Origin of the sequence: Hydrogenophaga laconesensis, assembly GCF_031457235.1 — a bacterium.
GTDB lineage: Bacteria > Pseudomonadota > Gammaproteobacteria > Burkholderiales > Burkholderiaceae_C > Hydrogenophaga > Hydrogenophaga laconesensis.
Window position 1 is genome coordinate 66,420 of record NZ_JAVDWE010000005.1, and the last position, 26,567, is coordinate 92,986.

28 protein-coding genes are annotated in these 26,567 nt (G+C 64.7%); 14 read left to right on the plus strand and 14 right to left on the minus strand.

Annotation, left to right across the window (positions count from 1 at the left end; genetic code table 11):
* From gspL to gspG, 6 genes are all read right to left on the minus strand, one after another.
* Complete coding sequence (gene gspL / locus J2X09_RS10550) at positions 1-1,308, minus strand: type II secretion system protein GspL (protein ID WP_204733384.1); 1,308 nt, start codon at positions 1,306-1,308, stop codon at positions 1-3.
* Positions 1,309-1,412: 104 nt separating this feature from the next.
* Positions 1,413-2,408 (minus strand): type II secretion system minor pseudopilin GspK, encoded by a 996-nt coding sequence (gene gspK / locus J2X09_RS10555; RefSeq protein ID WP_204733385.1) that lies wholly within the window; start codon positions 2,406-2,408, stop codon positions 1,413-1,415.
* Positions 2,405-3,160 (minus strand): PulJ/GspJ family protein, encoded by a 756-nt coding sequence (locus J2X09_RS10560; RefSeq protein WP_204733386.1) that lies wholly within the window; start codon positions 3,158-3,160, stop codon positions 2,405-2,407. The genes gspK and J2X09_RS10560 overlap by 4 nt, the downstream gene beginning before the upstream one ends.
* A 2-nt stretch (positions 3,161-3,162) precedes the next feature.
* A complete protein-coding gene (gene gspI / locus J2X09_RS10565) occupies positions 3,163-3,531 on the minus strand; it encodes a type II secretion system minor pseudopilin GspI (RefSeq protein WP_204733387.1) in 369 nt (122 codons plus the stop codon).
* Positions 3,528-3,974, minus strand: a complete 447-nt coding sequence (locus tag J2X09_RS10570; protein WP_204733388.1) for a prepilin-type N-terminal cleavage/methylation domain-containing protein — start codon at positions 3,972-3,974, stop codon at positions 3,528-3,530. Before J2X09_RS10570 ends, gspI begins: the two co-directional genes overlap by 4 nt.
* A gap of 106 nt (positions 3,975-4,080) precedes the next feature.
* Complete coding sequence (gene gspG, locus J2X09_RS10575) at positions 4,081-4,509, minus strand: type II secretion system major pseudopilin GspG (RefSeq protein ID WP_204733389.1); 429 nt, start codon at positions 4,507-4,509, stop codon at positions 4,081-4,083.
* A gap of 124 nt (positions 4,510-4,633) precedes the next feature.
* Between gspG and J2X09_RS10580 the strand changes: the two genes are divergently transcribed.
* Positions 4,634-5,140, plus strand: coding sequence for a general secretion pathway protein C (locus J2X09_RS10580; RefSeq protein WP_204733390.1), 507 nt, complete (start codon positions 4,634-4,636; stop codon positions 5,138-5,140).
* A gap of 10 nt (positions 5,141-5,150) precedes the next feature.
* Here J2X09_RS10580 and J2X09_RS10585 read toward each other — a convergent pair whose 3' ends face one another.
* Together J2X09_RS10585 and ilvA are read right to left on the minus strand one after the other, a co-directional pair.
* On the minus strand, positions 5,151-6,248 hold the full coding sequence (locus J2X09_RS10585; RefSeq protein WP_204733391.1) for a nicotinate-nucleotide--dimethylbenzimidazole phosphoribosyltransferase: 1,098 nt from the start codon (positions 6,246-6,248) through the stop codon (positions 5,151-5,153).
* 8 nt (positions 6,249-6,256) lie between these two features.
* Complete coding sequence (gene ilvA, locus J2X09_RS10590; protein WP_310308200.1) at positions 6,257-7,801, minus strand: threonine ammonia-lyase, biosynthetic; 1,545 nt, start codon at positions 7,799-7,801, stop codon at positions 6,257-6,259.
* On the opposite strand from ilvA, the gene J2X09_RS10595 reads away from it, so the two are divergent.
* On the plus strand, positions 7,800-7,931 hold the full coding sequence (locus J2X09_RS10595) for a hypothetical protein (RefSeq protein ID WP_310308201.1): 132 nt from the start codon (positions 7,800-7,802) through the stop codon (positions 7,929-7,931). The genes ilvA and J2X09_RS10595 overlap by 2 nt on opposite strands.
* 149 nt (positions 7,932-8,080) lie before the next feature.
* Complete coding sequence (locus tag J2X09_RS10600) at positions 8,081-8,530, plus strand: OsmC family protein (protein WP_204733393.1); 450 nt, start codon at positions 8,081-8,083, stop codon at positions 8,528-8,530.
* A 24-nt stretch (positions 8,531-8,554) separates the two neighbouring features.
* On the opposite strand, the gene coq7 is transcribed toward J2X09_RS10600, so the two are convergent.
* On the minus strand, positions 8,555-9,217 hold the full coding sequence (gene coq7 / locus J2X09_RS10605) for a 2-polyprenyl-3-methyl-6-methoxy-1,4-benzoquinone monooxygenase (RefSeq protein ID WP_204733394.1): 663 nt from the start codon (positions 9,215-9,217) through the stop codon (positions 8,555-8,557).
* Positions 9,218-9,534: 317 nt separating this feature from the next.
* On the opposite strand from coq7, the gene J2X09_RS10610 reads away from it, so the two are divergent.
* The gene (locus J2X09_RS10610; RefSeq protein ID WP_204733395.1) at positions 9,535-10,539 is read left to right on the plus strand and encodes a porin; all 1,005 of its coding nucleotides are present in this window, start codon (positions 9,535-9,537) and stop codon (positions 10,537-10,539) included.
* Between the two features lie 264 nt (positions 10,540-10,803).
* Complete coding sequence (locus J2X09_RS10615) at positions 10,804-11,817, plus strand: porin (RefSeq protein ID WP_204733396.1); 1,014 nt, start codon at positions 10,804-10,806, stop codon at positions 11,815-11,817.
* 72 nt (positions 11,818-11,889) lie between these two features.
* Here J2X09_RS10615 and J2X09_RS10620 read toward each other — a convergent pair whose 3' ends face one another.
* A complete protein-coding gene (locus J2X09_RS10620) occupies positions 11,890-12,207 on the minus strand; it encodes a ComEA family DNA-binding protein (RefSeq protein WP_204733397.1) in 318 nt (105 codons plus the stop codon).
* Between the two features lie 126 nt (positions 12,208-12,333).
* Here J2X09_RS10620 and J2X09_RS10625 point away from each other — a divergent pair, with 126 nt between their 5' ends.
* The 8 genes from J2X09_RS10625 (at position 12,334) to J2X09_RS10660 (ending at position 21,790) form a co-directional block, all read left to right on the plus strand.
* Positions 12,334-13,128 (plus strand): DUF3047 domain-containing protein, encoded by a 795-nt coding sequence (locus J2X09_RS10625; RefSeq protein WP_204733398.1) that lies wholly within the window; start codon positions 12,334-12,336, stop codon positions 13,126-13,128.
* A 181-nt stretch (positions 13,129-13,309) separates the two neighbouring features.
* Positions 13,310-14,881 (plus strand): ABC transporter substrate-binding protein, encoded by a 1,572-nt coding sequence (locus tag J2X09_RS10630; RefSeq protein ID WP_310308317.1) that lies wholly within the window; start codon positions 13,310-13,312, stop codon positions 14,879-14,881.
* 58 nt (positions 14,882-14,939) lie between these two features.
* A complete protein-coding gene (locus tag J2X09_RS10635) occupies positions 14,940-15,920 on the plus strand; it encodes an ABC transporter permease (protein ID WP_204733400.1) in 981 nt (326 codons plus the stop codon).
* Positions 15,920-17,203 (plus strand): M20 aminoacylase family protein, encoded by a 1,284-nt coding sequence (locus J2X09_RS10640; protein ID WP_310308205.1) that lies wholly within the window; start codon positions 15,920-15,922, stop codon positions 17,201-17,203. The genes J2X09_RS10635 and J2X09_RS10640 overlap by 1 nt, the downstream gene beginning before the upstream one ends.
* Positions 17,200-18,786 carry an ABC transporter substrate-binding protein gene (locus tag J2X09_RS10645; RefSeq protein ID WP_204733401.1) on the plus strand — a complete coding sequence of 529 codons (1,587 nt, stop codon included), beginning with the start codon at positions 17,200-17,202 and terminating at the stop codon, positions 18,784-18,786. The genes J2X09_RS10640 and J2X09_RS10645 overlap by 4 nt, the downstream gene beginning before the upstream one ends.
* 73 nt (positions 18,787-18,859) lie before the next feature.
* The gene (locus J2X09_RS10650; protein WP_374726497.1) at positions 18,860-19,768 is read left to right on the plus strand and encodes an ABC transporter permease; all 909 of its coding nucleotides are present in this window, start codon (positions 18,860-18,862) and stop codon (positions 19,766-19,768) included.
* A 7-nt stretch (positions 19,769-19,775) separates the two neighbouring features.
* Entirely contained in the window at positions 19,776-20,750 is a 975-nt protein-coding gene (locus J2X09_RS10655; RefSeq protein ID WP_204733403.1) for an ABC transporter ATP-binding protein, read from the plus strand.
* Entirely contained in the window at positions 20,747-21,790 is a 1,044-nt protein-coding gene (locus J2X09_RS10660; protein ID WP_310308211.1) for an ABC transporter ATP-binding protein, read from the plus strand. Before J2X09_RS10655 ends, J2X09_RS10660 begins: the two co-directional genes overlap by 4 nt.
* 31 nt (positions 21,791-21,821) lie before the next feature.
* Here J2X09_RS10660 and J2X09_RS10665 read toward each other — a convergent pair whose 3' ends face one another.
* The gene (locus J2X09_RS10665) at positions 21,822-22,670 is read right to left on the minus strand and encodes a MurR/RpiR family transcriptional regulator (RefSeq protein ID WP_204733404.1); all 849 of its coding nucleotides are present in this window, start codon (positions 22,668-22,670) and stop codon (positions 21,822-21,824) included.
* 70 nt (positions 22,671-22,740) lie between these two features.
* Here J2X09_RS10665 and tal point away from each other — a divergent pair, with 70 nt between their 5' ends.
* Positions 22,741-23,688, plus strand: a complete 948-nt coding sequence (gene tal / locus J2X09_RS10670; RefSeq protein ID WP_204733405.1) for a transaldolase — start codon at positions 22,741-22,743, stop codon at positions 23,686-23,688.
* Here the strand turns inward: tal and mnmC2 are convergent.
* From mnmC2 to J2X09_RS10685, 3 genes are all read right to left on the minus strand, one after another.
* The gene (gene mnmC2 / locus J2X09_RS10675; RefSeq protein WP_204733406.1) at positions 23,657-24,433 is read right to left on the minus strand and encodes a tRNA (5-methylaminomethyl-2-thiouridine)(34)-methyltransferase MnmC2; all 777 of its coding nucleotides are present in this window, start codon (positions 24,431-24,433) and stop codon (positions 23,657-23,659) included. The genes tal and mnmC2 overlap by 32 nt on opposite strands.
* 92 nt (positions 24,434-24,525) lie before the next feature.
* Entirely contained in the window at positions 24,526-26,172 is a 1,647-nt protein-coding gene (groL, locus tag J2X09_RS10680; protein WP_204733407.1) for a chaperonin GroEL, read from the minus strand.
* A gap of 43 nt (positions 26,173-26,215) precedes the next feature.
* The gene (locus J2X09_RS10685) at positions 26,216-26,506 is read right to left on the minus strand and encodes a co-chaperone GroES (protein ID WP_204733408.1); all 291 of its coding nucleotides are present in this window, start codon (positions 26,504-26,506) and stop codon (positions 26,216-26,218) included.
* Between the last annotated feature and the right edge of the window lie 61 nt (positions 26,507-26,567).

Genomic DNA, 26,567 nt, shown 5'->3' on the forward strand with positions numbered 1-26,567 from the left:
TCAGGGTTCCGGCGGGCGCAGCGCCAGTTCGTTGCCGTCGAAGCGGACCCGCCAGCCGCTGTTCTGGAGCGACTGTTGCAGGGCGCGCAACTGGTCTTCGGTGGCGCGCCACCCGGAAAAACGGCCCTCACCGGTGCTGTACGCCACGGTGGAGGGAAGCAGCGCCTCGCCGGCCGAGGCCTGATCGATGGCCGCCAGCAGGGTCTCGAGGTCGCCGTCGGAGAGCGCGCCGCTGGCCTGTTGCAGGCGGGCGACTTCGCGCTGCATCTGCACCGGCGCATCGAGCACCAGCGTGATCTGCGGGAAGCTTTGCTGCAGGGTCTGCACCATCGCCTGTTGCTTGGCCTCCAGGCTACTGCGTTCGTGCCACGCGGCGGCGTTGAGTCCCACCAGCTGAACGCCCAGCAGGGCGGCCAGGCCCCAGCGGGCAGGGCGCCAGGCCGGGGCGTTGCGCCACTGTCTGAAGCTGCGCTTGAGCCGTTGGCCCCGGCGCGCGCCGGCCGACAGGCTGAGGTCGAATTGGGCCAGATTCCAGTCGGACTGGGCACAGCGCAGCAGCCAGGCGGGGTGGGCCACCAGCTCGAAGCGCTGCTGCATGATCTGCTCGGCCTGCCCGGCAACGGTCGGGTCGGCCAGCCAGACGTCGTATTCGCCAGGTTCGCCGGGGGCGTTGCTCGGCGGGGGCATCAGGGCGGTCACCACCATGTCACCCGCGGTGCCATGGCCCAACGGGGTTTCGCGCAGTGGCGTGCAGCTCACGCCGAGCAGGCCGGCGCTGCCCAGCCATACCTGGCCGTTCTCGTTGTAGGCCCAGTGGATGTTGGATGGCACGTCCAGCGAGAAGCTGCGCGAGGCGCCCGGCGACACGCCCGGCGTTTCCGAGGGCACCAGGGGCCACAGCGCCGGGGCGATGCGGCCGACGGGGCGCGCGGCACCTTCCAGGATCTGCAGCCAGCCACGCAGCCACACCTTGTGGCAGGCGGCCACCCACACGGTCTGGCCCGAGCGGCCCTCGGGTTCGAGGGCGAAATGCAGGTCGGCCGTGTCGGCGAGCAGGCGATCTTCCAGCAGGCCCTCGAGCGCGGCACGCAGCCGTGCCGTGGCCACCTTGGGCAGCGCCACGCGGTGCCAGGACACCGCGCGCGGCGGCAGCACCAGAACCACGTCGTCGTCGCGTGGCAGCAACGCGGCCGCGCACTGACCGTGGTCGGTGATCTGTTGGCCGTTGCTCGACGAAGCCCAGTCGAACAGGGCGGTCGGGCCAGCGGGAGGCGCGGCAGAGAAGTCCGAAGGGGTGACGATCAGCACGGTGACGAAGTCATGCGAAGGTTTTATAAATTGGGCAAACGCACCATTCTAGATAGGCTGAGTGACGGTTGGTGATCGATATGAGTCGGTTCGTACTCTGTGAATCAGCGCCGGGCAAAGCGTTCACGCCACACCACCCGGACGTCCAGGTTGCTGCGCACGACGAGAGAACGCTCCTCGATGATGGTGTCGTCCAGCCGCAGTCGACCGCGAACCTCGAAGTGGTTGCTGCGCACACCGTGGTACGTATCCGACAGTTCGGCCACCATCGCGGGCACCACGGTGCGGACGTCGGACAGCGTTCTGAACGGCTCGCGCTCGCGCGCGGTGACGATCTGGCGGGCCTGCGCCATGTCCAGGCTCGGCACGCTGGCACAGATGGCCTGGGCGCTGGCGGTGTTGAGGTTGAGTGTTGAGCGGGTGGGCAGCACCGTCACGTGCGGCTCCAGAACCGCCAGGCTGTTGCGGCTGATGCCCAGCCAGCCCAGCTGGGCGTACTTGCGGGGCATCAGGGCGGTGCGTGAGGGCATGGGGTCGCTCAGTGCCATGGCCAAGGTCGCGCGCAGTTCGTTGGCGGCCGCATTGAGCTCCGACGTGGGCAGCCCGAATTGCTCATACAGCTTGGTGAAGGCGCGCATGTCGGTTTCCGACAGTTCCACCCTGGTCTGGGCGCCGGTGCCCACCGTGCGCACCACGTTCATGAAGTTCATGCGCGACTGCAGGTCGATCACCTCGCCCGAGAGAAAGGCTTCGAGCATGCCGTCGGTGTTGTTGTTCTTGTCGACGGCGAGGAAGCTGGACAGGCGTGCTTCCTCCAGCGGCATGGCCCAGGGTTCGCCCAGGTGGTCGGCGTTCCCGCTGGTCTGGTTGTCGCGCGCGTCTTCGCGCAGGATGAGCCGTGCCCAGTCCAGCGCGCCCGTGAGCACCCATCCCGCCTGAACGCGCCGGCGCTCGGCCTGTTCGACTTCCGCCGATCGCCACTGTTGCCACAGCGCGGCGGCCGCCAGCGTGGCCACTAGCGTCACGACCAGCATGGCGAGCAGCAGTGCGGCCCCTCGCTCGGCGCGGCGCGCGCGAGGCGGCTGGGCGCCGGGTCTCATCGGCCGGCCTCCAGCGTGGGCCGCACCCAGTCGCGCACCAGGCTGCCGCTGAGGCCTTCGCCCTGGCCGAGGATGAGTTCCAGGCGAACGCCGTTGGGCAGGGTGCCCGCGCCCGAACCTGCAGGAGCTCCGGGGTCCTCGTTGCCCAGGGAAGACTGTGGGTTGGCCCAGGTTTCACCCCGGTGGTAGAAGAGTTGCCAGTTGTCGATGCCCAGCAGGGCAATGGCGCTGTCGGTGCCGGGGTTGCCGCTCTGGGACGGCAAGGTGCCACGCCCCCACTCGGCCGCGCGCTGCCACGCGCGTGCCAGTTCGTCCCGCCGCAGCACGGGCCCCGATTGCCAGCGCGCCCACTGGCCGCTGGCGTTGATGCTGGATGAAATCTGGGGCAGCCCGGCCAGGGCCACGCCGGTGAGTCGTGTCCAGGCCACGACGCGGATGCCACGGCTTTCCAGGCCGACTTCGCCGCTGTCGCGCCGCGTCATGCGCAGCACCTGGCCGTTGAAGTCCAGCGGATTGACTTCGCCGGTGTCGATCAGCGCATCGAGATCAGCGGCCCATTGGCCCATGGCCGCCTGCATGCGCAGCAGGTCGTCGGCGCGTTGCTGGGTGAGGGTCTGCGTGCGGGTCATGCCGTCGATCGAACGCCAGCTCAAGAGGGCGAGCATCGACATCACGACGATGGCCACCAGCAGTTCCACCAGGGTGAAGCCGCGCGCGGACTCCGGCGATGGAATGCGTTGGGCGGCCCTCATGCTCAGTAGCGGCCCATCACCGTCGAAAGGTTCAGCAGGCGCACATTGACACCATCCACCGCCGCCTCCACCACGGCGTCCACACGCCGGAAGTTGGGGTTGGGTGTGGGCAGCACCGACACCCGAACGAGCATTTCCCGGCCCGCCTGCTGACACACGATGTCGGTATCGCCCGTGCCGGGCAACTGGCGCTGCAGGCGCAGGCGGGTGAGTTCATTCTCGGCGCAGAGCTGGGCCAGCCACTGGTCGCTCTGTCGCGCCGATGCGCGCGTGAGTGCACCCGTGGCCTGCAGTCCGGCGGCCAGTGTGATGGCCACCACCGCGAGGGCGACAAGCACCTCGATCAGGGTGAAGCCGCGCTGACGGGTCATGGTGAGCCGGCCAGCACGGCAAAGGGCGCGAGGCCGTCAGTGCCGACGGTGATCCGCCGATCGCCTTGCACCAGAATCACGCGCTGGGCGGCGATCAGCGGCTCGGGTCCGAGCACGAGGGTCTGGGCACCCGGCGGCTGCAGCACCTGTGCTTGCGTTTCCGCGTTGAGCCATGGGCGAGGCCCCGAGCCGGTCGAGCCCTGCGTGGGCAGGCCGATGAATTCGAAACCCTGGGGCAGGCTGCGCCACATCACGGGCAGGCCACTGGTGCGGGACTGAGCGCGCGCGGATTCCAGCATGGCCGTCAGTCGCAGGCCCTCGCGTTCCAGCTGCGTGGCGCTGCTGTCGCGCATGGCCAGACTCACGCCTGCCGTGGCGAATGCCACGATCACGAGCACAACCATGAGTTCGAGCAGGGTGAAGCCGCGCGCCTTGCTGGGCATGATCAAGGCATGAGAAGGCTCGCACCGGCAGCGGCTACCACCATGCCATGGCGTTCCGGGCGGAACCGCGCCGATGGGGTGGCGGCGCCGGGGCGCCCGAAGATGTTCATTGCCAGCTGCCGATGTCGGCGTCCTTGCCTTCGCCGCCAGGCTGACCATCCGCACCCAGCGACAGCACATCGACCTCGCCTCTCAGGCCAGGATTGATGTACTGATAGGGGCGGCCCCAGGGGTCGCTGGGCAGTTTGTCCAGGTAGGGGCGCCAGTTCGGCGGCACCGGGTTGACGGTCGGCTTGGTCACCAGTGCATTGAGGCCCTGCTCATTCGACGGGTAGCGCTGGTTGTCCAGCCGGTACAGCTTCAGCGCCTGCATCAGGTTGTTGACATCGGTCTTGGCGGCGGTCACGCGCGCGTCGTCGGCGCGATCGAGCACGTTGGGCACAATCAGTGCGGCGAGCACGCCAATGATGACCAGCACCACCATCAGTTCGATGAGGGTGAATCCGCGCCGCAGCGCCTGGGTCGTTCGGGCCACGACGCGTGGCCTGCGGATGGGGTGAAGGGTGTGGTGTTGCAAATCAATCTCCCGCAAGCGCGGGCCTCTGGAAGGCCCGATGGACAGGCCCGGAACCGGTGTTGGTCGATCATAATGCGCCCATATGAACAAGGCACCTGCGTTCGGTCATTCCGGTTTCCTGATGGAAAGTCCCGCTGCCCTGCAGACGGCGGGCCGCCGGGGGCCGACCATCGCAGCCGGCTTGCTGTGGCTGGCGGCGGGCTTGAGTGCGGGTTACTGGGTGTTGCTGGCCTGGGGGCGTTCGCCTGTGACGCCTGTGTCGGCCATGGCGCCGGCCCGGACGGCGGCCGAAACCACGGCGGTGGCCCGCACGCTGGGCGCCTTGCCGGCAGCGGTGCCCACGGGGGCCGTGGCCAGCGCGGCGCCACCCCGATACAACCTGCTGGGTGTGGTGGCCGTGGGCACGCGGGATGGTGCGGCGCTCATCGCCATCGATGGCCAGCCACCCCGTCCTTACCGCATCGGGGCACCTCTGGATGGGGGGCTGATTTTGCAAAGCGTTACGCGTGGCGGGGCTCGCCTCGGCCCTTCGCTGGAGGCCCCCACCAGCATGGAGTTGACCGTGCCGCAGGTGGCCACGACACCCTGAAGGTCGCGGTTCAGCGTTGCAGCAGGCCCCGGGCTGCGAGCAGCAGGGGCCACGCCAGCAAGGCTCCTGTGCCTTGGCCCATGCGCATGCCCATGTCCAGCAGCGGCTGCGCCTGCAGATGGATCAGCATCAGCCGGTGCCCGCCTTCGGCCGATCGGTGGGCAAACACGAAATAGTCCGCCACCGCCGGCATCAGGCTGCGCGCGACAAGGGCCGCGGCGCCCGCGACGTACCCGTCCACCAGCACCACGCGCCGTTCACTGGCGGCCTGCAGCATGGCGCCCACCATCATGGCAATCTCGAACCCGCCAAGCGCGGCCAGAGCGTCTATCGGTCCCAGTGCCTTCCGGTGGCGGCTCGCGGCGGCGGAGAGCTTTTCGATGCGCTGTGGATGCTGGGCGTCGTCCGCGGCCGCATTCTGGAAATCGTCCCGGGCACACGCGTCGGAGAGCGGCACGCCACACAGCCTGGAGAGCAGCATGGAGGCGCTCACGTTGTTGGCCACGCCAACATCGCCCAGGGCGATCACATTGCCGGGCAGGTGCCGCACCACATCCATGCCCGCATGCAGGGCGGACACGACCTGCGCCTGCGACATGGCCCGCCCTATCATCAGATTGCGGGTGCCATAGCCGATCTTGCGGCGCAGCAATGGCGCCTTGCGAACCGCGTCGTCGGGCAGATCAATGTGCGAGGCCACGCCCGCATCCACCACGGTGAGCTCGAAACCGTGCATCTGGGCCAGTGCACTGACGGGCGCAGCGCCGAGCAGAAGTTGCAACACGTGTTCGCAGGTCATGGACTGCGCGTGCTCCGACATGCCTTCATCCGCCACTCCGTGGTCGGCTGCAAAAACGACGAGTTGCGGCGCGTCGAAGACCAGCTGGTCGAAAGGTTGCTGGCTGCTGTTCTGGATGCGCGCCAGCTGCAACACCAGGGCTTCCATCCGCCCCAGCGCATGTTCCGGCGCGCCTTCTGGCGCCAGGCGTTGCATCACCGAGTGGTCGAGCAGCGTGTCGGCGGTGGCTGCGATGTGCGGCAAGCGAAGATTCGCGGGCAACTCGGGCGCTCGCCGGGTGATCGGTTCGAAGACGGGATCAAGTGCCATGGTGCGGTTCAGCTTTTGAGGAACAGGCGGTACACCGGGTTGGCGGTTTCCTCGACATACGGGTAACCCAGTGTCTCGAGAAATTTGTCGAATGCCTTGTGGTCTTTCGCAGGCACCTGAAGGCCGACCAGGATGCGGCCATAGTCGGCGCCCTGGTTGCGGTAGTGGAACAGGCTGATGTTCCAGCCCGGCCGCATCAGACTCAGGAACTTCAGCAGTGCGCCCGGCCGTTCCGGGAACACGAAGCGCAGCAGGCGCTCATCGTGCGCCAGTGGCGAGTGGCCGCCCACCATGTGGCGGACATGCTCCTTGGCCAGCTCGTCGTGCGTGAGGTCCAGTGTCTCGAATCCGTGCCGGATCAGGTTGGCAGCGATCTTGCCGGATTCGCCCTTGCCATGGGTGGTCAAGCCGACGAACACGTGGGCAGCGTTGCCGTCGTGGATGCGGTAGTTGAATTCGGTGACGTTGCGCGGGCCTCCGGGCAATTGCTCGATGGCCTCACAGAAGCGCCGGAAGCTGCCGCGCTCTTCGGGGATCGTCACCGCGAACAGGGCTTCGCGCTCCTCGCCGACCTCCGCGCGCTCGGCCACGAAGCGCAGCCGGTCGAAGTTCATGTTGGCGCCGCACAGGATCGCGGCATAGGTCTCTCCGCGCGTCTTGTTCTGGGCCACGTATTGCTTGATGGCGGCCACCGCCAGTGCACCGGAAGGCTCGACGATGCTGCGCGTGTCCACGAACACGTCCTTGATGGCAGCGCACACGGCGTCGGTGTCCACGGTGATGTAGCCGTCGACCAGCTCGCGTGCGATGCGGAACGTTTCCTCGCCAACCAGCTTCACTGCCGTGCCGTCCGCGAACAGGCCCACATCGTTCAGTGCGACACGGGAGCCGCCTTCCACCGAGCGGAGCATGGCATCCGAATCGGTGGTCTGGACGCCGATCACCTTGATCTCGGGTCGCACGGCCTTGATGTAGTTGGCGACGCCTGAAATCAGGCCGCCGCCACCGATCGCCACGAAGACCGCATCGAGGTGGTCCGAGCCCAGGCTCTGGAGCTGGCGGAGGATTTCCATCGCGATCGTGCCCTGGCCGGCGATCACATCCGGGTCGTCGAAGGGGTGTACGAAAGTGAGTCCCTGCTTCTTCTGCAGCAACAACGAATGGTTGTAGGCGTCCGTGTAACTGTCGCCGTGCAGCACCACCTCGCCGCCGAAGCCGCGCACCGCGTCGATCTTGACCTGCGGGGTGGTGGTCGGCATCACGATCACCGCGCGGGTGCCCAGTTTGCGGGCACCCAGCGCCACGCCCTGGGCATGGTTGCCCGCCGACGCGCAGATCACGCCCTTCTTCAGTTGTTCTGGCGACAGGTGCGCCATCTTGTTGTAAGCGCCCCGCAGCTTGAAGCTGAACACCGGTTGCTGGTCCTCGCGCTTGAGCAGCACGGTGTTGTGCAGCCGACGACTGAGGTTGCCGGCGTGTTCGAGGGCAGACTCCACGGCCACGTCGTACACGCGGGCGTTCAGGATTCTTTTAAGGTAATCCGCCGGCCCCATGGCGGTGATCGACGAGGTGGAAGGGGTGTTTTTGCGTTGTGTGGAGCGGGCTGACGGCATGGTGATCCTCGGCGCACATCATATCGAGGGCGAAAAAAAGCCCGGACTGGCAGTGCCAGGCCGGGCTTGAATCCACCCGTGGAGGGTAGAGGAGACAACCGTAAATACAATGCCGCCAGTATAACGTGCGAATGCTGCGTTGCAACATCCAGTCTGCGATTTCTATGATTTTTAGAGCGCGGGCTCCAATACCTTGGTTATTTAACGACAGGACACACCATGGAATGCACCGTCACCTGGACCGGCGCCGCCGGCACCCGCTCGAACATGGGCTTTGTTGCCGAGACCGGCAGCGGCCATGTGCTGACAATGGACGGCGCCCCGGATGAGTCCAAGCCCGAGAACGGCGGCGCCAACCTGGCCGCACGTCCCATGGAAACCGTTCTTGCGGGCACCGGCGGCTGCACGGCCTACGACGTGGTGCTGATCCTCAAGCGCGGCCGGCACGACGTGCGTGGCTGCAGCGTCAGGCTGGTGACCGAGCGCGCCCCGGTCGACCCCAAGGTCTTCACCAAGATCCACATGCACTTCACCGTGAGCGGCAAGGGCATCCCGGCGGCGGCTGTGGAGCGTGCCATTGCCATGAGCCACGACAAATACTGCTCCGCCAGCATCATGCTCGGCAAGACGGCAGAGATCACGACCAGCTTCGATCTGCTGGAAGCCTGAGCGTCAGGCTTCGTGGCCTGACGCTCAGATGCGGTGTGCCACGGTGGTCATCACCTTGGCCGCTGCACGCATCAGTCCCTTGACAGGCGTGGGCAGCTCGACAGCCCCGGCCTGTTGGGCTTCGCGGGCATGCCGCGCTTCGTCGTCCTTCATTTGCGCCACGATGGCGCGAGAGGCATGGTCCCTGGAGGGCAGGCGGTCCATGTGACTGGCCAGATGCGCTTCCACCTGGCGCTCGGTTTCGACGACGAAGCCCAGGCTCACGCCGGGTCCCACGCGTCCCGCAAGCAGGCCCAGCCCGAACGCGCCGGCGTACCAGAGCGGGTTGAGCAGCGAGGGGCGTGCGCCCAGTTCCTCGAGACGTGCCTGGGTCCAGGCCAGATGGTCGGTCTCCTCGCGGCCAGCGGCTTCCAGTTGCTGTGCCAGCGCCTCATTGCCTTGTGAGTGGCCGCCTCGGGGCCAGCGTGCGGCCAGGGCTTGCGCGGTGTAGAGCGCCTGCGCGCACACCTCGCCGACGTGATTGACCCGCATCAAGGCACCCGAGAGTCGGCGCTCATCGTCTCCGAGTTCCGGATCCGATGCACGCTCGGGCAGGGTGGGGCATTCGCGGGACGCACGGGGAGCCACAAACAGCGTTCGAAGGGCCGAATCGGCGGCGTTCAGCAGGGCATCGGTGGCGGTAGTCATGGTTGTGAGATGCAGGGAAGCAAGGTGTACATGCTGCCATGGTTTGCGAAGGGCTCTGTTGCGGCAGGTCACAGCCTCATCACGTTTCCTGGGTTGAACGGTTCGCCGCGTGGTGGCGACTCCACCGCCTATACATATGCGGGTATTTACTAACAGCGTGGCACAGGTGCAACGAATGCACCGCCATGAGGCGAGAAAAGCCGTCAACACCATGGCGTCATAAGAAACTTTCTGATGCAATTGCCCCAGCTTCCTGAAAGGAGGTTGGCTCGGCGGCAAAGACTTCCGGCCCTTATTAACCCTTGGAGAACCCTTCCATGAAAAAGACCCTGATCGCTCTGGCCGCCGTGGCAGCCACCAGCGCCTCCTTCGCCCAGTCGACCGTGACCCTGTCCGGTACCGTTGACGTCGGCCTCGAAAAGCGTTGGTCTGGCGACGCCACCCGCATGACCGCCAACCGCAACGGCACCAGCAACTGGACCCTGTCCGGCGCTGAAGACCTCGGCGGCGGCCTGAAGGCTGTGTTCCAAGTGTCGACCTCGTTCAACAGCGACACCGGCACCGTTTCCTCCACCGACGGCCTGGGCAACAACGGCATGTTCGTTGGCCTGACCGGTGGCTTCGGTACCCTGCGCGCTGGCCGTCCGGTCAACACGCTGTACGGCAACGTCCTGCTGGCCAACGGCACCAAGGGTGTTTCTGGCCACGATGCCAACACCGTGCTGGGTGGTAACGCCACTGTTAACGCCAAGACCTCGAACGCTTCGAGCTCGGTGTACGTGCCCAACGCCGTGCAATACCACTCGCCCCGTTTCGGTGGTGTGCAAGTCCAGCTCGAGTACGCTCCTTCCGAGTCGACCGCTGCTGGTGCCAAGGCTGGCAAGGCCCTCGGCGTGCGTTACGACGGTGGCCCTCTGAGCCTGACCTTCGTGAACTACACCGGTGCAACCGCTGCTGCCACGACCCTCAAGGCCGTGAACCAGTTCGCCGTGTCGTATGACTTCAGCGTCGTCAAGGTGCTGTTCACGATCCGTGACCAAGGTGGTCTGGCTTCCGACAGCGACAACTCCTGGGCACTGGGTCTGACCGCCCCTGTGGGCCCCGGCCTCGTGTACGCCTCGTTCAACAACAACGAGCAAGTGGGCGACGATGGCCGCACCATCATCGCTGGCTACAAGTACAACCTGAGCAAGCGCACCCAAGCCTACGTGAACGTGGCACGCCGCAATGCAGCCTGGATCCCCGCCACCGTGACCGCTGCTGGTGGCGACGGCACCAAGTCCAGCACCGGCTTCGGCTTCGGTCTGCAGCACAACTTCTGATCCTTCAGCTGGCCTTGAGCCAGCCGGATTCGATGTTTGAAAAACCGCCTGTCCTTGACAGGCGGTTTTTTTGTGCCTCTGAGGCATTACCGGGATTCGCGGTGTGTCTGTGCACGAGTTGTTGCACCAAGGCAACGAAACGCCAGGTATTTGAGCCGTTTTTCAGGGCTTACCCTTAGCGCCGCGATCTTTCCTCCTAATATTCATCGGTCAGTTTTCTAACTTTGTGGTGGTTCTCACCGCAATATTTTTAAGGAAGTAACCATGAAAAAATCCCTGATCGCCCTGGCGGTTCTCGGCTCCGTGGCTGGTATGGCCCAGGCCCAGTCCAGCGTGACCCTGTACGGTTTGGTCGACGTCTACGCTGCTCGCGTGAAGTCGGGTCCCGTGGGCGCTGAAACCTCCACCACCGTGCTGAACTCCGGCGGTCTGCTGACCAGCCGTTTCGGCCTGATGGGTTCGGAAGACCTGGGTGGTGGTCTGAAGGCCATCTTCAAGCTGGAGCAAGGTTTTGACGCTTCGCGCGGCACCGCCAACACCGGCACCGCTTTCGATCGCCAATCGTGGGTTGGCCTGGAAGGTGGCTTCGGTACCGTGCAATTCGGTAACGTCTGGTCGGCTTTCGATGACGTGTTCTACATCGGCAACTCGGTGTTCGACTCGTTCGTGTTCTCGCCCGGTTCCGGTGGCTTCAGCCTGGCTGGCAACCCCGTGATGAGCGTGTACAACTACAACGACAAGCCGCGCAACGCTTTCCGCTACACCACCCCCAGCTTCGGTGGTTTCAGCGCTGCCGTGTCGCATGGCCTGGACGAAAACGCCGCCACCAGCGCCGACCAGACCGACTTCAACCTGCAATACGCCAATGGTCCTCTGACCGTGGCGTTCGCATACCAGCTGCGTCGTGAAGCAGGTATCACCGCCGGTGAAGACCAGAAGTACGCCTACCTGGCTGCTGCCTATGACCTGGGCCCGGTGGTCCTGCGTGGTGGCGTGGGCCAGACCCGCCAGGTGCTGGCTGACAAGACCAACGACTACCAGTTCGGCGTGGACTTCCCCCTGTCCTCCGCCCTGACCCTGTCGGCTGGCTACGCCGGTTCGAAGGATAAGGACGTGACCCCTGAAGTCAAGCGTCAAGGTCTGGCATTCGGTGCCACCTACACCCTGTCCAAGCGCACCCTGGTGTACGCAGCTCTGAACAGCTCCAAGCAGAAGGTTGGCGGTACCACGTCCGACAAGTATTCCTTCGTCGGCGCTGGTCTGCAGCACAAGTTCTGATCTCCGTTCCCCGGAACACCGATCAGCAAAAAGCCACCCGTTTCGGGTGGCTTTTTTTATGCGCGGGTGTTCCTACTTCGAGGCCGCAACGGGTTTTTTCTTCTCGGCCGGTGAGGCAGCGGCGGGTTTGAAGCCTTCGCCGTTGACGGTCAGTCCTTCGGACGACAGCTTGGAGGCACGCTTACCTCCAATGCCGGGTACCCTCTGGATCAGGTCGTTCCAGTCCTTGAACGGGGAGGCCTTCCGTGCGTCCAGAATCTTGGTGGAGGTGCTGGGCCCGATGCCCTTGATACTGTCGAGATCGGCGACCGTGGCGGTGTTGATGTCGACCGCAGCGAAACTGGCGGCGGCGAGTAGCGAGAGCAGGCTGGCTGCAATTTTCTTGAGCATGGATCCTCCGTTTGAGATTTTTGAGATGCCATGGGTGGTGCGATGACCCGTGGCCGAAGTCCGTTTGACAAGGACTTCAGGCATGAAATTTAGTACCAAAGAATGATTTTTAGAAGAATTTTGGCAGTGAAAACTTCTTATATTGCGCTGTCTCTCGTGTTGGCGGGCTGCGCCTGGTCGCCACAGGAGCCGGGTGGCGCAGGCGATGAGCGCCCCCCCTCGCGACCGCAGAAGGTGTCTGGCGGTGCCAGCCCGGCGTTGCTGAAATCTGCCAGCCAGCTGTTTGTCACCCCCGCCATGGACGTGCCCTGGGAACCGCTCTCGTTTCCAGGCAAGCGGTACGTGGACTTCGAGCCTGTGCAGGTGGCGGGGCGTCCGGCCTTGCGGGTGCGGGCAGACAGTTCTGTCAGCATCCTGCGCCAGCGCTTTGATCCGGCGCTGCAGTCGGTGGGGCGCGTGTCATTCGCGTGGAGGGTCGACGGCCTGCCGAAGGATGCCGATCTCTCGGTGGCCAGTCAGGCGGATTCGCCCGTGCGTGTCGTCCTGTCTTTCGACGGGGATCGCACGAAGTGGAGTGCCCGCAACCATCGCCTGTCCGAGATGAGCCGTCTGCTGACGGGCGAGGAGTTGCCCTATGCCTCGCTGGTCTATGTGTGGAGCGCCCAGCACGAGCCGGGCACCGTTGTGGTGAATCCGCGCACCGACCGCATCCGCAAAGTGGTGCTCGACGCTGGCACAAGCCACATCGGCCAGTGGCGCGATCACGTTCGCGACGTGCGGGCGGACTTCCGTCTGGCGTTTGGCGAGGAGCCCGGACCTCTTCGCCTGGTGGCGTTGATGACGGACACCGACAACACCGAGAGCCGGCTCACGGCCTGGTATGGCGCATTGAAGCTGGAGTTGGCGAGCGAAGTGCGCTAGACATGCTTCTGTTGATCTGGGTCTGCAGAAGAACATAACGCAGCACCCAGGCATTCAAACGATGGTTTCACGAGCCGGATGGGATTCCCGTTCGGGTTACTCCGGTGCATCGGCGGGAACGTTTGTTGCATAGTGGCGGCACCTTCATTTATTTCAGGTGTCAACGATGAAACCGACCGTGATGGCAATGCGTACGATGGTGCTGGGCGTGGGTCTGGCGCTGGCGGGTGCGGGTCTGCAGGCGAAGACCTTCAAGTGGAGCAGCGCCAGCGACATTCCCACCTGGGACATCCATTCGCAGAACAATGCCTTGTCCAATGGCGTTCATGCGGCGGTGTACGAATCCCTCGTGTACTACAACAGCAAGACGTTCAAGCCCGAGCCGGTGCTGGCGACCGCCTGGAATCAGGTGTCTCCCACCCAGCTGCGCCTGAATCTGCGCACCGGCGTGAAGTTTCATGATGGTTCCACGTTCTCGGCCGACGATGCGGTGTTCTCGATCGAGCGCGCGATGGCCAAGACGTCCAACTTCGGCATTTACGCCCAGGGCATCGACCGGGTGGTGAAGGTGGATGCCAACACCATCGATATCTTCACCAAGGATCCCAACCCCGTGCTGCTGAACCAGCTCACGGAGTTGCGCATGATGAGCAAGGCCTGGGCGGAGAAGAACAACTCCACCACGCCCAAGGACATCAAGACGCAGGACGAGAACTTCGCGCATCGCAACGCCAATGGCACGGGTCCGTTCGTGCTCAAGGAGTGGCAGCCGGACCAGAAGCTGGTGATGACGCGCAATCCTAGCTGGTGGGGCAAGTCCGAGAGCAACGTCACCGAGGTGATCTACACACCGGTCAAGGCGGTGGCCACGCGGATGGCGGCTTTGCTGTCGGGCGAGGTGGATTTCGTGCTGGATCCCAGCCCGCAGGATCTGGCGCGCGTGCGCAATGACCAGAAGCTCAAAGTGATCGACGGTATCGAGAACCGCACGATCTTCTTCGGCATGGATCAGTTCCGTGAGGAGTTGCCGGGCAGCAACATCAAGGGCAAGAATCCGTTGAAGGATCAGCGTGTCCGCAAGGCGCTGTATCAGGCGATCGACATGAACACCATCGCCCGGGTGAGCCTGCGGGGCTTGGGCCAACCCACGGGCGCCCTGGTGGCGCCTCAGGTCAATGGCTGGACCGAGGCCGTCCACAAGCGTTATCCCTTCGATGTGGCGGCCGCGCAGAAGCTGCTGGCCGACGCAGGCTACAAGGATGGCTTCGAGGTGGACTTCGCGTGCCCCAACAACCGCTACATCAACGACGAACAGATCTGCCAGGCCGTGACCGCCATGTGGGCGCGTGTCGGCGTCAAGGCCAAGCTGCGCACCCTGCCTCTGGTCACCTACTTCCCGATGATCCAGCGCTATGAGGCCAGCATCTACATGCTGGGTTGGGGCGTGCCCACCTTCGATGCGCTCTACAGCCTGCAGTCGCTGGTGCGCTCGGTGGGCGCGGGCGGTGACGGCAACTACAACGTGGGCCGGTACAGCAACCCGCAGATGGATGCGCTGGTGGAGCGCACCAAGAAGGAAACCAACCTCAAGCTGCGCACCGAGCTGCTGACCAAGGCACTGGCGCTGCAGAACGAGGATGTGGCCCACATCCCCCTGCACAACCAGATCATTCCCTGGGCGATGAAAAAGAACATCGACGTGGTTCACCGCGCTGACAATCGCCTGGACTGGCGTTTGATCAAGGTAAACTGATTTTCAGGTTCGGTTGAGGGTCGCGTCTCCGTGGCGCGACCCTCTCTTTCTTTCATTCATGATTGCCTTCATCCTCCGGCGGTTCGTGCAGGCGCTGATCGTCATGGTCAGTGTCGCGTTGATCGCGTTCATGCTCTTCCAGTACGTGGGGGACCCGGTGGTGTTCCTGTTGGGTCAGGACGCCACACCAGAACAGGTGCGCCAGTTGCGTGCGGACCTCGGTCTGGACCAACCCTTCTTCATCCAGTTCTGGCACTTCCTCGTGAATGCCGCGCAAGGCGAGTTCGGCCTCTCGCTGCGTCAGGGGGCCAAGGTGTCGCGCCTCATCGCGGAGCGGTTCCCCGCCACGCTGGAGCTGTCGATGGTGGCTGCACTGCTCGCACTCGTGATCGGCATTCCCATGGGCGTGTATGCGGCACTGCGCCGTGGCACCTTCATGAGCCAGGTGTTCATGACGGTGTCGCTGCTGGGTGTGTCGCTGCCCACGTTTCTCATCGGCATCCTGCTGATCCTGGTGTTCGCGGTGACGCTGGGCTGGTTCCCCAGCTTCGGCCGTGGCGAGGTGACGCAGATCGGCTGGTGGAGCACCGGCCTGCTGTCGGCCAAGGGCTGGCATCACATCACACTGCCAGCGATCACGCTGGCGATCTTCCAGCTCACGCTGATCATGCGCCTGGTGCGTGCCGAGATGCTCGAGGTGCTGCGCACCGACTACATCAAGTTCGCTCGTGCCCGTGGTCTGTCCAACCGTGCCGTGCATTTCGGCCACGCGCTGAAGAACACGCTGGTGCCGGTGATGACCATCACCGGCCTGCAGCTGGGCGGCCTGATCGCGTTTGCCATCATCACGGAAACGGTGTTCCAGTGGCCCGGCATGGGGCTGCTGTTCATTCAGGCGGTGACGTTCGCCGATATCCCCGTGATGGCCGCCTACCTGTGCCTCATCGCGCTGATCTTCGTGGTGATCAACCTGGTCGTCGACCTGCTGTACTTCGCGGTCGACCCACGCTTGCGCGTGGAAAAGGCGGGCGGACACTGATGCCGACGACATCCCGCATCAAGGCGCATGGCCGTGCGTTCGCACACATCGCGGCCTTCCACCCGGAGCTCACAGCGCTGCGACGCGATCTGCATGCGCACCCGGAAATCGGCTTCGAGGAACATTACACCGCGCAGCGTGTGGTCGAGTCGCTCAAGGTGTGCGGGGTGGACGAGATCCACACCGGCATCGGCAAGACTGGTGTGGTGGGGGTGATCCGGGGACGGCGGCAGGCCAGTGGCCGCATGATCGGCCTGCGCGCTGACATGGACGCGCTGCCAATGACCGAGCACAACGATTTCGCATGGAAGTCCCAGCGGCCCGGCATGATGCATGGCTGTGGTCACGACGGGCACACCGCGATGCTGGTGGGCGCGGCGCGCTATCTGGCAGAGACGCGGAACTTCGACGGCACGGCGGTGCTGATCTTCCAGCCGGGTGAGGAGGGCTTTGCCGGAGCCAAGGCGATGATCGAGGACGGGCTCTTCGAGCGCTTCCCGGTGCAATCGGTCTTCGGCATGCACAACTGGCCGCAGATGCGACCTGGCATGGTGGGCGTGAACCCGGGCCCCATGATGGCGTCGGCCGATCGCATCACCATCGAGGTGACGGGCAAAGGGGGCCACGGCGCGCACCCCTACCAGACGGTGGATCCCGTGCTGGTGTCGGCGCACATCATCACGGCCGTGCAGAGCATCGTCTCGCGCAACGTGCGGGCCATCGACAGCGCGGTGATCAGCGTGTGCGCCATGCAGGCGGGCGACATGGGTGCCTTCAGCGTGATGCCCGGAAAGGCCACGCTGGTGGGCACGGTGCGCACCTTCAATCCCGAGGTGCAGGCCATGGTGGAGAGGCGTCTGCAGGAGGTGTGCTCCGGTGTGGCGCTGGGTCTGGGTGCCACCGCGCACGTAAACTACGAACGCATCTATCCAGCCACCATCAACACGCGCGACGAGGCCCGCTTCGCCGCCGACGTGGCGCAGAAGCTGGTGGGACACGAGTACGTGGACCGCAACATGGACCCGAGCATGGGGGCTGAGGACTTTTCCTTCATGCTGCAGGTCAAGCCCGGCGCCTACCTCCGGCTGGGACAGGGTGCGGAGAACGGCGTGGGCAGCTGTTTCCTGCACAACAGCCGCTACGACTTCAACGACGAGGTGCTGCCATTGGGCGCCGCGCTGCACGCGGGTCTGGTGGAGCAGGGCATGCCGCTGACAGACGAGACTCACCCGGTACCCAGAACCCATTCCACCACCACAAACGCAACAAGGAGCGAAGCATGAACTTCAGGAAAACGCTGGCGGCCGCACTGGTCACGTCCGCCATGGCCTCCATGGGGGTGGCCTCGGCACAGACGATCCGTATCGGCAATCAGGGCGACGCATTGTCGATGGATCCGCATTCGCTCAACGAGTCCTTGCAGCTCAGCGTGACGAACAACGTTTATGAGCCTCTGGTGGCGCGTGACCGCAACCTCAATCTCGTGCCAGGCCTGGCCACGAGCTGGAGGCAGACATCCCCCAGCGTATGGCGCTTTGAATTGCGCAAAGGCGTGAAATTCCACGACGGTGCACCGTTCACGGCCGACGACGTGCTGTTCACCTTTGCGCGTGCGTCGGGCGAAGGCTCCGACATGAAGAGCTACACCAACGATGTGAAGGAGGTTCGGAAGATCAACGACTTCACTGTCGACATCGAGACCAAGGGGCCGTTCCCGATCCTGCCGGATGTGCTCTCGCTGTTGTTCATCATGAACAAGAAGTGGTCGGAAGATAACCAGGCGCAGCGCCCGGTGGACCGCCGCAAGGGCATCGAGAACGCCGCGTCTTTCCGCGCCAATGGCACAGGCCCATTCCGCCTGCGCGAGCGCCAGCCCAACGTCAAGACCAGCTTCGTGCGCAATGGCAGTTACTGGGGCAAGATTGAAGGCAACGTGGTCAACGTGGAGTACACGCCGATCGGCAACGATGCCACGCGTGTGGCCGCGCTGCTGTCCGGACAGGTGGACGTGATCGAACCCGTGCCGCTGCAGGACGTGGCGCGCATCAACGCCAGCGGCAAGAGCAAGGTGATGCAGGGCCCCGAGCTGCGCACCATCTTCCTGGGCATGGACCAGAAGCGCGACGAGTTGCTGTACTCGAACATCAAGGGCAAGAACCCGTTCAAGGACAAGCGCGTGCGCCAGGCCTTCTATCAGGCCATCGATATCAACGGCATCCAGCGCACGGTGATGCGCGGCGCCTCCAAACCCACGGCGTTGATGGTGGGGCCGGGCATCAATGGTTTCGACGCCAGCATGAACAACCGCCTCCCGTACGATCCCGATGGCGCGAAGAAACTCCTGGCCGATGCCGGTTACCCGAACGGCTTCGAGGTGGCCATGAATTGCCCGAACGACCGCTATGTGAACGATGGCGGCATCTGCCAGGCGGTGGCAGCCAATCTGGCGCGCATTGGCGTGAAGATCAACCTGCAGGCCGAGACCAAGGGCACTTACTTTCCCAAGATCCTGCGCCGTGACACCAGCTTCTACATGCTGGGCTGGACACCAGGTACCTACGACTCGCACAACGCCCTGAACGCGCTGATGCGCTGCGTGGACGACAAGGGCAGCGGTCAGTTCAATCTGGGGGCGTACTGCAATCCCAAGCTCGATGAGCTGACGGTGAAGATCCAGTCGGAAACCGACAAAGCCAAGCGCGACGCCATGATCAAGGAAGCCTTCCAGCTGCACACCGATGACATCGGCCACCTGCCGCTGCACCAGCAGGCCCTGGCCTGGGGCGTGGCCAACAACGTGGAACTTGTGCAACTGGCGGACAATTTCATGCCGTTCCGCTTCATGTCGGTGAAGGCGGGCAAGTAAGCCCGGTGACGACCCGGCTGGCGCGTGACCGAGTGGCCGCGTCAGCCTCACCATAAAAAAACATACCCACGTGATCCGCCTGCTCCAACGCGCGCTCGACAGCGATGTCGGCCACAGCTTCCGCACCTCGCCCACAGCCATCGTGGCGGCCCTGATCGCGCTCGTCTGCGTGTTCTGCGCGGTCTTCGCGCCCTGGGTGGCGCCGCACAACCCGTTCGATCTCGCCACACTCGACCTGATGAATGCCCGCCTGCCGCCTGCCTGGAATGCGGAGGGCAGTCCTTCCTTCCTGCTCGGTACCGACGATCAGGGCCGGGACATCCTCTCGGCCCTGATGTACGGTGCACGCATCTCGCTGGCGGTCGGTCTGGCCTCGGTGGTGCTTTCGGTGATCATCGGCGTTTCCTTTGGACTGCTCGCCGGTTTCCTTGGTGGCTGGGTGGATGGCTTTCTCATGCGGCTGTGCGACGTGATGCTGTCGTTCCCTGCCATCCTCGTGGCCCTGCTGATTGCCGGCGTCGGGCGAGCCTTGTTCCCCAACGCCCACGAAACCCTGGCGTTCGGCGTGCTCATCCTGTCCATCACGCTCACGGGCTGGGTGCAGTACGCCCGGACCGTGCGCGGTTCGACGCTGGTGGAGCGCAACAAGGAGTACGTGCAGGCCGCGCGCGTGACCGGGGTGGCGCCGTTGCGCATCATGCGCAGCCATGTGCTGCCCAATGTCATGGGCCCGGTGCTGGTGCTGGCCACCATCCAGGTGGCCACGGCCATCATCACGGAAGCCACGCTGTCGTTCCTGGGCGTGGGCGCGCCGCCCACCTCACCGTCGCTGGGCACGCTGATCCGTGTGGGCAACGACTACCTGTTCTCCGGTGAGTGGTGGATCACCATTTTTCCGGGCGCCATGCTGGTGCTGATCGCACTGAGCGTGAACCTGCTGGGCGACTGGCTGCGCGATGCACTCAACCCCCGCCTGCGCTGAGACCACGATGAGCCTGCTTCAAGTCAAGAACCTCGTCGTCGAATTTCCCGGCCGCCGTGGCACGCTGCGCGCGCTGGACGACATTTCCTTCGATATCGCCCCGGGAGAAATCCTGGGTGTCGTCGGCGAGTCCGGTGCGGGGAAGTCGCTCACCGGTGCGTCCATCATCGGCTTGCTCGAACCGCCCGGCCGGGTGGCCTCTGGCGAAATCCTTCTGCATGGCAAGCGCATCGACAACCTGCCGTACGACCAGATGCGCAAGGTGCGGGGCCGCCAGATCGGCGCGATCTTCCAGGACCCGCTCACCTCGCTCAACCCGCTGTATTCGGTGGGCCGGCAGCTTGTCGAGACCATCATGACCCACCTGCCGGTGAGCCAGGCCGAAGCGCGCAAGCGGGCGATCGATCTCCTCAAGGACACGGGCATACCCGCCGCGGAGCAACGCATCAACCACTTTCCCCACCAGTTCTCCGGCGGCATGCGCCAGCGGGTGGTCATCGCGCTGGCGCTGGCCGCCGAGCCGCAGCTCATCGTGGCGGACGAACCCACGACCGCGCTGGACGTGTCCATCCAGGCGCAGATCATCACGTTGCTCAAGACCATCTGCAAACAGCGTGGTGCCGCGGTGATGCTGATCACGCACGACATGGGCGTGATCGCCGAAACCTGCGACCGCGTGGCCGTGATGTACGCGGGGCGCATCGCCGAGATCGGCCCGGTGCACGAGGTCATCAACCACCCGGCACATCCCTACACCGCAGGCCTGATGGCGTGCATTCCCGACATGAGCCAGGACCGCGAACGCCTGCACCAGATTGATGGTGCGATGCCCCGCCTCAACGCGATTCCCAAGGGGTGTGCCTACAACCCGAGGTGCGATCGGGCATTCGACCGCTGCCACACCGACCGGCCGGAGCTGTTGCCCGCCGGTGCCACACGGGCGGCCTGCTGGCTGCATGCGCAGGCAGGAGCCGTGGCATGAGTCTGGATATGACCGACAGCACCGCGACCACTTCCTCGTCGGCGACCGCCGCGCCGCTGGTGCGTGCGACCGATCTGGCGAAAACCTTCGACGTCTCGGCGCCGTGGCTCAATCGCGTGATCGAACGCCAGCCGAGGCAGTTGCTCCGCGCCGTCGATGGCGTGTCCTTCGACATCCCGCGCGGCCAGACGCTGGCCCTGGTGGGGGAGTCCGGTTGCGGCAAGAGCACGGTGGCGCGCCTGCTGGTGGGTCTTTACAACCCCACACGCGGGGGCTTCGTGTTCGATGGACAGGACGCGCACGCGGCCTTCAAGACCCCCGAGGGGCGCAAGCTGCGCCGCCGCATCCAGATGATCTTCCAGGACCCGTATGCCAGCCTGAACCCGCGCTGGCGCGTGGAGGACATCATTGCCGAGCCCTTGCGCGAGCACGAGATCGAGAAGGAGCCCGCAGCGCTGCGCGCACGGGTGGACGAGCTGTTGAAATCGGTGGGTTTGTCGCCACTGGACCGGGTGAAGTATCCGCACCAGTTCTCGGGTGGCCAGCGCCAGCGCATCTCCATCGCGCGGGCCCTGGCCACGCAGCCCGAGTTCCTCGTGTGCGATGAGCCTACTTCGGCGCTGGACGTGAGCGTGCAGGCGCAGGTGCTCAACATCATGAAGGACCTGCAGCGCGAGCGCGGCCTGACCTACCTGTTCATCAGCCACAACCTGGCCGTGGTGCGCCACGTGAGCGATCAGGTGGGCGTGATGTACCTGGGGCGGCTGGTCGAACTCGCGCCCAAGCACACCTTGTTCGAGCGGCCGCGCCACCCCTACACGCGCATGCTGCTGGACGCGATTCCGAAAATGCACGACACCGGCAAGGCCCGCACGCCGGTGTCGGGCGAGGTCCCCAATCCGTTGAATCCACCCAGCGGCTGTGCGTTCAATCCGCGCTGCCCGCATGCCAACGACCGTTGCCGCAACGAGCGGCCGCAACTGCTGGAGCTGGATGGCATCCGCATCGCATGCCATGCGGTGGAGGAAAAGCGGATCTGAGCGACGCCCGATGGGCGGGGAACACCCGTCTTCAGGCGTACCGCTTGCTTTTCAGGTTGTTCTTCATTTCCTTGAGCAAGGGCTGCAACTTGGTCCCGCCGATGCGCAAGGCCAGGCACGTGGCCACAATGTCAATCACCATCAGGTGCATCAGGCGTGAGGTCATGGGGCTGTAGCGGTCGTAACCTTCGGGGTGGTCCGCCGAGAGGTGGATGTGGCCGCTTTGCGCCAGCGGAGAACCGCTGGTGGTGATGACGATCACCGTGGCCCCGTGTTTGCGCGCGATGTCCGCCGCGTCCATCAGGTCGCGCGTGCGTCCCGAATTGGAGATGATCACCACACAGTCTCCGGGCCCGAGCAGCGACGCGCTCATCACCTGCATATGGCCGTCGCTGTAGGCAATGGCATTGATGCCGAGCCGGAAGAACTTGTGCTGCGCATCCTGCGCGACGATGCCCGAGTTGCCCGCGCCATAGAACTCGATGCGACCCCGGTTGCGGTAGGTGGCGACCAGCGCGTCCACCGCCTTCTCGATGGCATGGCTTGAGGCGTCGTTGCGGTACTTGAGGAAGGCCGCCACGGTGTTGTCGATCACCTTGACCAGCACATCCCCGGTCTTGTCGTCCACATCGACACTGCGGTGGATGAAGGGCACGCCCTCGCTCACCGTACCCGCGAGCTTGAGCTTGAAATCCGACAGGCCGTCGTAACCCATGCTCCGGCAGAAGCGCACCACGGTGGGCTTGCTCACGTGGGCGCGGTCGGCCAGCTCGGTCACGGGCAGGCTGGCGAAGGTGCGCGGGTCGAGCAGCACCAGCCTGGCCACGCGTTGCTCGGCGGGTGCCAGCGAAGGCAGGGAGGCTTTGATCCGGTCGAGCATGGTGTGCGATCGTTACATCGGTTGTGCGAATGGTGAAATTTTATTACCAGGACGGGCCCATAATTCGCTCATGAACCAACTCGATGCCCTCAAACAGCTCACCACGGTCGTGGCCGACACGGGTGATTTCAACCAGATTGCCGCCTACGCCCCCCAGGATGCAACGACGAATCCGTCGCTCATCCTCAAGGCGGTTCAGAAACCTGAATACGCACATCTGCTGAAAGACGCTGTCGCCCGGCATGGTGCGCAAGGTCTGGACGAGGTGATGAACCGCTTGCTGGTCCGTTTTGGTTGCGAGATCCTTCGCCTGATTCCCGGCCGCGTCTCCACCGAGGTGGATGCCCGCCTGAGCTTCGACACCGAGGCCACCGTGGATCGCGCGCGCCGGATCATCGATCTTTACCAGGGCGAAGGCGTGCACGTGGACCGCGTGCTGATCAAGATCGCGTCCACCTGGGAAGGCATTCAGGCCGCGGCCCGGCTGGAACAGGAGGGCATCCATACCAACCTCACGCTGCTGTTCTCGTTCGCGCAGGCCGTGGCTTGCGGCCAGGCGCGTGTGCAACTGATCTCGCCTTTTGTGGGGCGCATCTACGACTGGTACAAGAAGACCGCCGGGGCGGGTTGGGACGAGGCGGCCATGGCGGGCTCGAACGACCCGGGTGTGCGGTCGGTGCGCAGCATCTTCGAGTTCTACAAGAAGCACGGCGTGGCCACCGAGGTGATGGGCGCCAGCTTCCGCAACGTGGGGCAGATCACGGCGCTGGCAGGTTGCGATCTGCTCACCATCAGCCCGGATCTGCTGGCCCAGCTGGCGGCCAGCGAGGCGCCGCTGACGAAGGCGCTCGACGCCACCACCGCCAAGACCCTGGACATTCCGTTCGTGACGCACGACGAGGCCAGTTTCCGGTTCGCCTTGAACGAAGACGCCATGGCCACCGAAAAGCTGGCCGAAGGCATTCGCGCCTTCGTGGCGGACACGATCAAGCTGGAAGGTCTGATGAAGGCAGCCTGACCGCGGTCAGGCAATGCCACTTGGGTGGCAAGCCTTCGCGTCGGCGGACGGTGAAGCCTGAGGCCTTCAGACCGTCGCGCACGGCGCGCAGCACGCACCAGGTGGCGACCCGGGTACCAGGCCGCGCCAACGTGCCGATCACCTCCAGCAGTTCGCGGGACCACATGTCCGGGTTGAGCTTGGGGTTGAAACCATCGAGAAATACGCTGTCCACGCCGGGCGGCACACGCCGCAAGGCACCGATGGCGTCGCCTCCATGCAGGCGAAGCACCACATGGCCCGCGTCGAAACAGTATTCCTCACCTTGAAGCAGATGTTCCCATGCGTCGGCGAGGGTGTCGGCCATGGGGGCTAGCTGCTCGAATGGGGCTGCACTGCGCCTGACGTCCTCGGCTGAGGGGGGCCAGGCCTCCGTGCCCTCGTACACCAGGCGGGCCGGGCGCTGCGGGTCCTGTCGCCAGGCATACCAGGTGGCGAGGAAGTTCAACCCGAGACCGAAGCCGTTCTCCAGCATGCGCCATTCACAGGCGTTGCGCCACGCCGGCTCGGTCAGGCGTTCGCCGTCGGGGGTGGTGAGGGCACACCCCGCCAGGAACACGTGCCGGGCCTGCGCCCAGCCACCCTGGCGTTCGGTGCCCGCACTGCGGTATCGCTCGCCGAAGCGTGGGCTGTACGGCATGCCGTCGTCGTCCCAGGCCACAGGCCCGGTGACGGGAATGGGAGGCGCGTGAGCGGTATCGGGCATGGGCAGCACAAAAAGAAAACCCCGCGAGGATATCGCGGGGTTTTGCAGAGAGGCCTGCGGCAGCGGTTGCCGCAGTGGCGCTCACGGGCTGATTACATGCCCATGCCGCCCATGCCACCCATGTCGCCCATGCCGCCGCCCGGCATGGCCGGTGCATCTTCCTTCGGCGCTTCGGCGACCATGGCTTCGGTCGTCAGCATCAGCGAAGCCACGGAGGCGGCGTTCAGCAGAGCGGTGCGGGTCACCTTCGTCGGGTCCAGGATACCCATTTCGATCATGTCGCCGTAGGTGTCGTTGGCCGCGTTGAAGCCGTAGTTGCCCTTGCCAGCCAGGATGGCATTGACCACCACCGACGGTTCGCCACCGGCGTTGGCCACGATCTCGCGCAGGGGCGCTTCGATGGCCTTGAGCACCAGCTTGATACCGGCGTCCTGGTCGGCGTTGTCACCCTTGATGGCGCCAGCGGCCTGACGGGCACGCAGCAGCGCCACGCCACCACCAGCTACGATGCCTTCTTCCACTGCAGCGCGGGTGGCGTGCAGGGCGTCTTCCACGCGGGCCTTCTTTTCCTTCATCTCGACTTCGGTGGCGGCACCGACCTTGATCACGGCCACGCCGCCAGCCAGCTTGGCGACGCGCTCCTGCAGCTTCTCGCGGTCGTAGTCGCTGGTGGCTTCTTCGATCTGCACGCGCACTTGCTTCACGCGGGCTTCGATGTCAGCGGCGGCGCCGGCGCCGTCGATGATGGTGGTGTTTTCCTTGCCGATTTCCACGCGCTTGGCCTGGCCCAGGTCGGCCAGGGTCACCTTCTCGAGCGTCAGGCCCACTTCTTCAGCGATGACCTTGCCGCCGGTCAGGATGGCGATGTCTTCCAGCATGGCCTTGCGGCGGTCGCCGAAGCCAGGTGCCTTCACGGCCACGACCTTCAGGATGCCGCGGATGGTGTTGACCACCAGCGTGGCCAGGGCTTCGCCTTCGACGTCTTCGGCAATGATCAGCAGCGGGCGGCCGGCCTTGGCGACTTGCTCCAGCGTGGGCAGCAGGTCACGGATGTTGGACACCTTCTTGTCGTACAGCAGCACGAAGGGGTTGTCCAGCAGGGCCGATTGCTTTTCGGGGTTGTTGATGAAGTAGGGCGACAGGTAGCCGCGGTCGAACTGCATGCCCTCGACCACGTCGAGCTCGTTCTGCAGCGACTTGCCGTCTTCCACGGTGATCACGCCTTCCTTGCCGACCTTGTCCATCGCGTTGGCGATGATTTCGCCGATGGAGGAGTCGCTGTTGGCGGAGATCGAACCGACCTGGGCGATTTCCTTGCTGGTGGTGGTGGCCTTGGAGGCCTTCTTCAGCTCGGCGATCAGGGCTTCCACTGCCTTGTCGATACCGCGCTTGAGGTCCATCGGGTTCATGCCGGCGGCCACGTACTTCATGCCTTCGCGCACGATGGCCTGGGCCAGCACGGTGGCGGTGGTGGTGCCGTCACCGGCGTTGTCCGAGGTCTTGGAAGCGACTTCCTTGACCATCTGGGCGCCCATGTTCTGGAGCTTGTCCTTGAGTTCGATTTCCTTGGCCACGGACACACCGTCCTTGGTCACGGTGGGGGCGCCGAAGGAGCGCTCGAGCACCACGTTGCGGCCCTTGGGGCCCAGGGTGACCTTGACCGCGTTGGCCAGGATGTTCACGCCTTCAACCATGCGTGCGCGGGCTTCGCCGCCGAAAATGACGTCTTTTGCTGCCATGTGATTTCTCCGATTCAGTAAATGGTGATGAGTGAGCGAAGGCTTACTTTTCGACGACCGCGAACAGGTCGTCTTCCTTCATGACCAGCAGTTCGTCGCCAGCGACCTTGACGGTCTGGCCGCTGTACTTGCCGAACAGAACGCGGTCACCGACCTTGACGTTCATCGCGGACAGTTCGCCTTTGTCGTTTTTCTTGCCGGGACCGACCGCCAGGACTTCGCCTTGGTCGGGTTTTTCGGCGGCGGCGTCGGGGATGACGATGCCGGAGGCGGTCTTGGTTTCGCTGTCAATGCGCTTGACGATCACGCGATCGGCGAGAGGACGAAGGTTCATTGCATCTCCTGGATATGGAACGGATTGGGATGTGTTCAGAACGGCGGAAGCCAGCCAGAGG

What these genes read in the sequence shown, in the direction of transcription:
- gspK (WP_204733385.1), bottom strand. Translation starts at nt 2,408, where the DNA reads ATGAGACCCGGCGCCCAGCCGCCTCGCGCGCGCCGCGCCGAGCGAGGG.
- J2X09_RS10560 (WP_204733386.1), bottom strand. Translation starts at nt 3,160, where the DNA reads ATGAGGGCCGCCCAACGCATTCCATCGCCGGAGTCCGCGCGCGGCTTC.
- gspI (WP_204733387.1), bottom strand. Translation starts at nt 3,531, where the DNA reads ATGACCCGTCAGCGCGGCTTCACCCTGATCGAGGTGCTTGTCGCCCTC.
- J2X09_RS10570 (WP_204733388.1), bottom strand. Translation starts at nt 3,974, where the DNA reads ATGCCCAGCAAGGCGCGCGGCTTCACCCTGCTCGAACTCATGGTTGTG.
- J2X09_RS10580 (WP_204733390.1), top strand. Translation starts at nt 4,634, where the DNA reads ATGAACAAGGCACCTGCGTTCGGTCATTCCGGTTTCCTGATGGAAAGT.
- J2X09_RS10585 (WP_204733391.1), bottom strand. Translation starts at nt 6,248, where the DNA reads ATGGCACTTGATCCCGTCTTCGAACCGATCACCCGGCGAGCGCCCGAG.
- J2X09_RS10595 (WP_310308201.1), top strand. Translation starts at nt 7,800, where the DNA reads ATGGCGGTGATCGACGAGGTGGAAGGGGTGTTTTTGCGTTGTGTGGAG.
- ilvA (WP_310308200.1), bottom strand. Translation starts at nt 7,801, where the DNA reads ATGGGGCCGGCGGATTACCTTAAAAGAATCCTGAACGCCCGCGTGTAC.
- J2X09_RS10600 (WP_204733393.1), top strand. Translation starts at nt 8,081, where the DNA reads ATGGAATGCACCGTCACCTGGACCGGCGCCGCCGGCACCCGCTCGAAC.
- coq7 (WP_204733394.1), bottom strand. Translation starts at nt 9,217, where the DNA reads ATGACTACCGCCACCGATGCCCTGCTGAACGCCGCCGATTCGGCCCTT.
- J2X09_RS10610 (WP_204733395.1), top strand. Translation starts at nt 9,535, where the DNA reads ATGAAAAAGACCCTGATCGCTCTGGCCGCCGTGGCAGCCACCAGCGCC.
- J2X09_RS10615 (WP_204733396.1), top strand. Translation starts at nt 10,804, where the DNA reads ATGAAAAAATCCCTGATCGCCCTGGCGGTTCTCGGCTCCGTGGCTGGT.
- J2X09_RS10620 (WP_204733397.1), bottom strand. Translation starts at nt 12,207, where the DNA reads ATGCTCAAGAAAATTGCAGCCAGCCTGCTCTCGCTACTCGCCGCCGCC.
- J2X09_RS10630 (WP_310308317.1), top strand. Translation starts at nt 13,310, where the DNA reads ATGGCAATGCGTACGATGGTGCTGGGCGTGGGTCTGGCGCTGGCGGGT.
- J2X09_RS10635 (WP_204733400.1), top strand. Translation starts at nt 14,940, where the DNA reads ATGATTGCCTTCATCCTCCGGCGGTTCGTGCAGGCGCTGATCGTCATG.
- J2X09_RS10640 (WP_310308205.1), top strand. Translation starts at nt 15,920, where the DNA reads ATGCCGACGACATCCCGCATCAAGGCGCATGGCCGTGCGTTCGCACAC.
- J2X09_RS10645 (WP_204733401.1), top strand. Translation starts at nt 17,200, where the DNA reads ATGAACTTCAGGAAAACGCTGGCGGCCGCACTGGTCACGTCCGCCATG.
- J2X09_RS10655 (WP_204733403.1), top strand. Translation starts at nt 19,776, where the DNA reads ATGAGCCTGCTTCAAGTCAAGAACCTCGTCGTCGAATTTCCCGGCCGC.
- J2X09_RS10660 (WP_310308211.1), top strand. Translation starts at nt 20,747, where the DNA reads ATGAGTCTGGATATGACCGACAGCACCGCGACCACTTCCTCGTCGGCG.
- J2X09_RS10665 (WP_204733404.1), bottom strand. Translation starts at nt 22,670, where the DNA reads ATGCTCGACCGGATCAAAGCCTCCCTGCCTTCGCTGGCACCCGCCGAG.
- tal (WP_204733405.1), top strand. Translation starts at nt 22,741, where the DNA reads ATGAACCAACTCGATGCCCTCAAACAGCTCACCACGGTCGTGGCCGAC.
- mnmC2 (WP_204733406.1), bottom strand. Translation starts at nt 24,433, where the DNA reads ATGCCCGATACCGCTCACGCGCCTCCCATTCCCGTCACCGGGCCTGTG.
- groL (WP_204733407.1), bottom strand. Translation starts at nt 26,172, where the DNA reads ATGGCAGCAAAAGACGTCATTTTCGGCGGCGAAGCCCGCGCACGCATG.
- J2X09_RS10685 (WP_204733408.1), bottom strand. Translation starts at nt 26,506, where the DNA reads ATGAACCTTCGTCCTCTCGCCGATCGCGTGATCGTCAAGCGCATTGAC.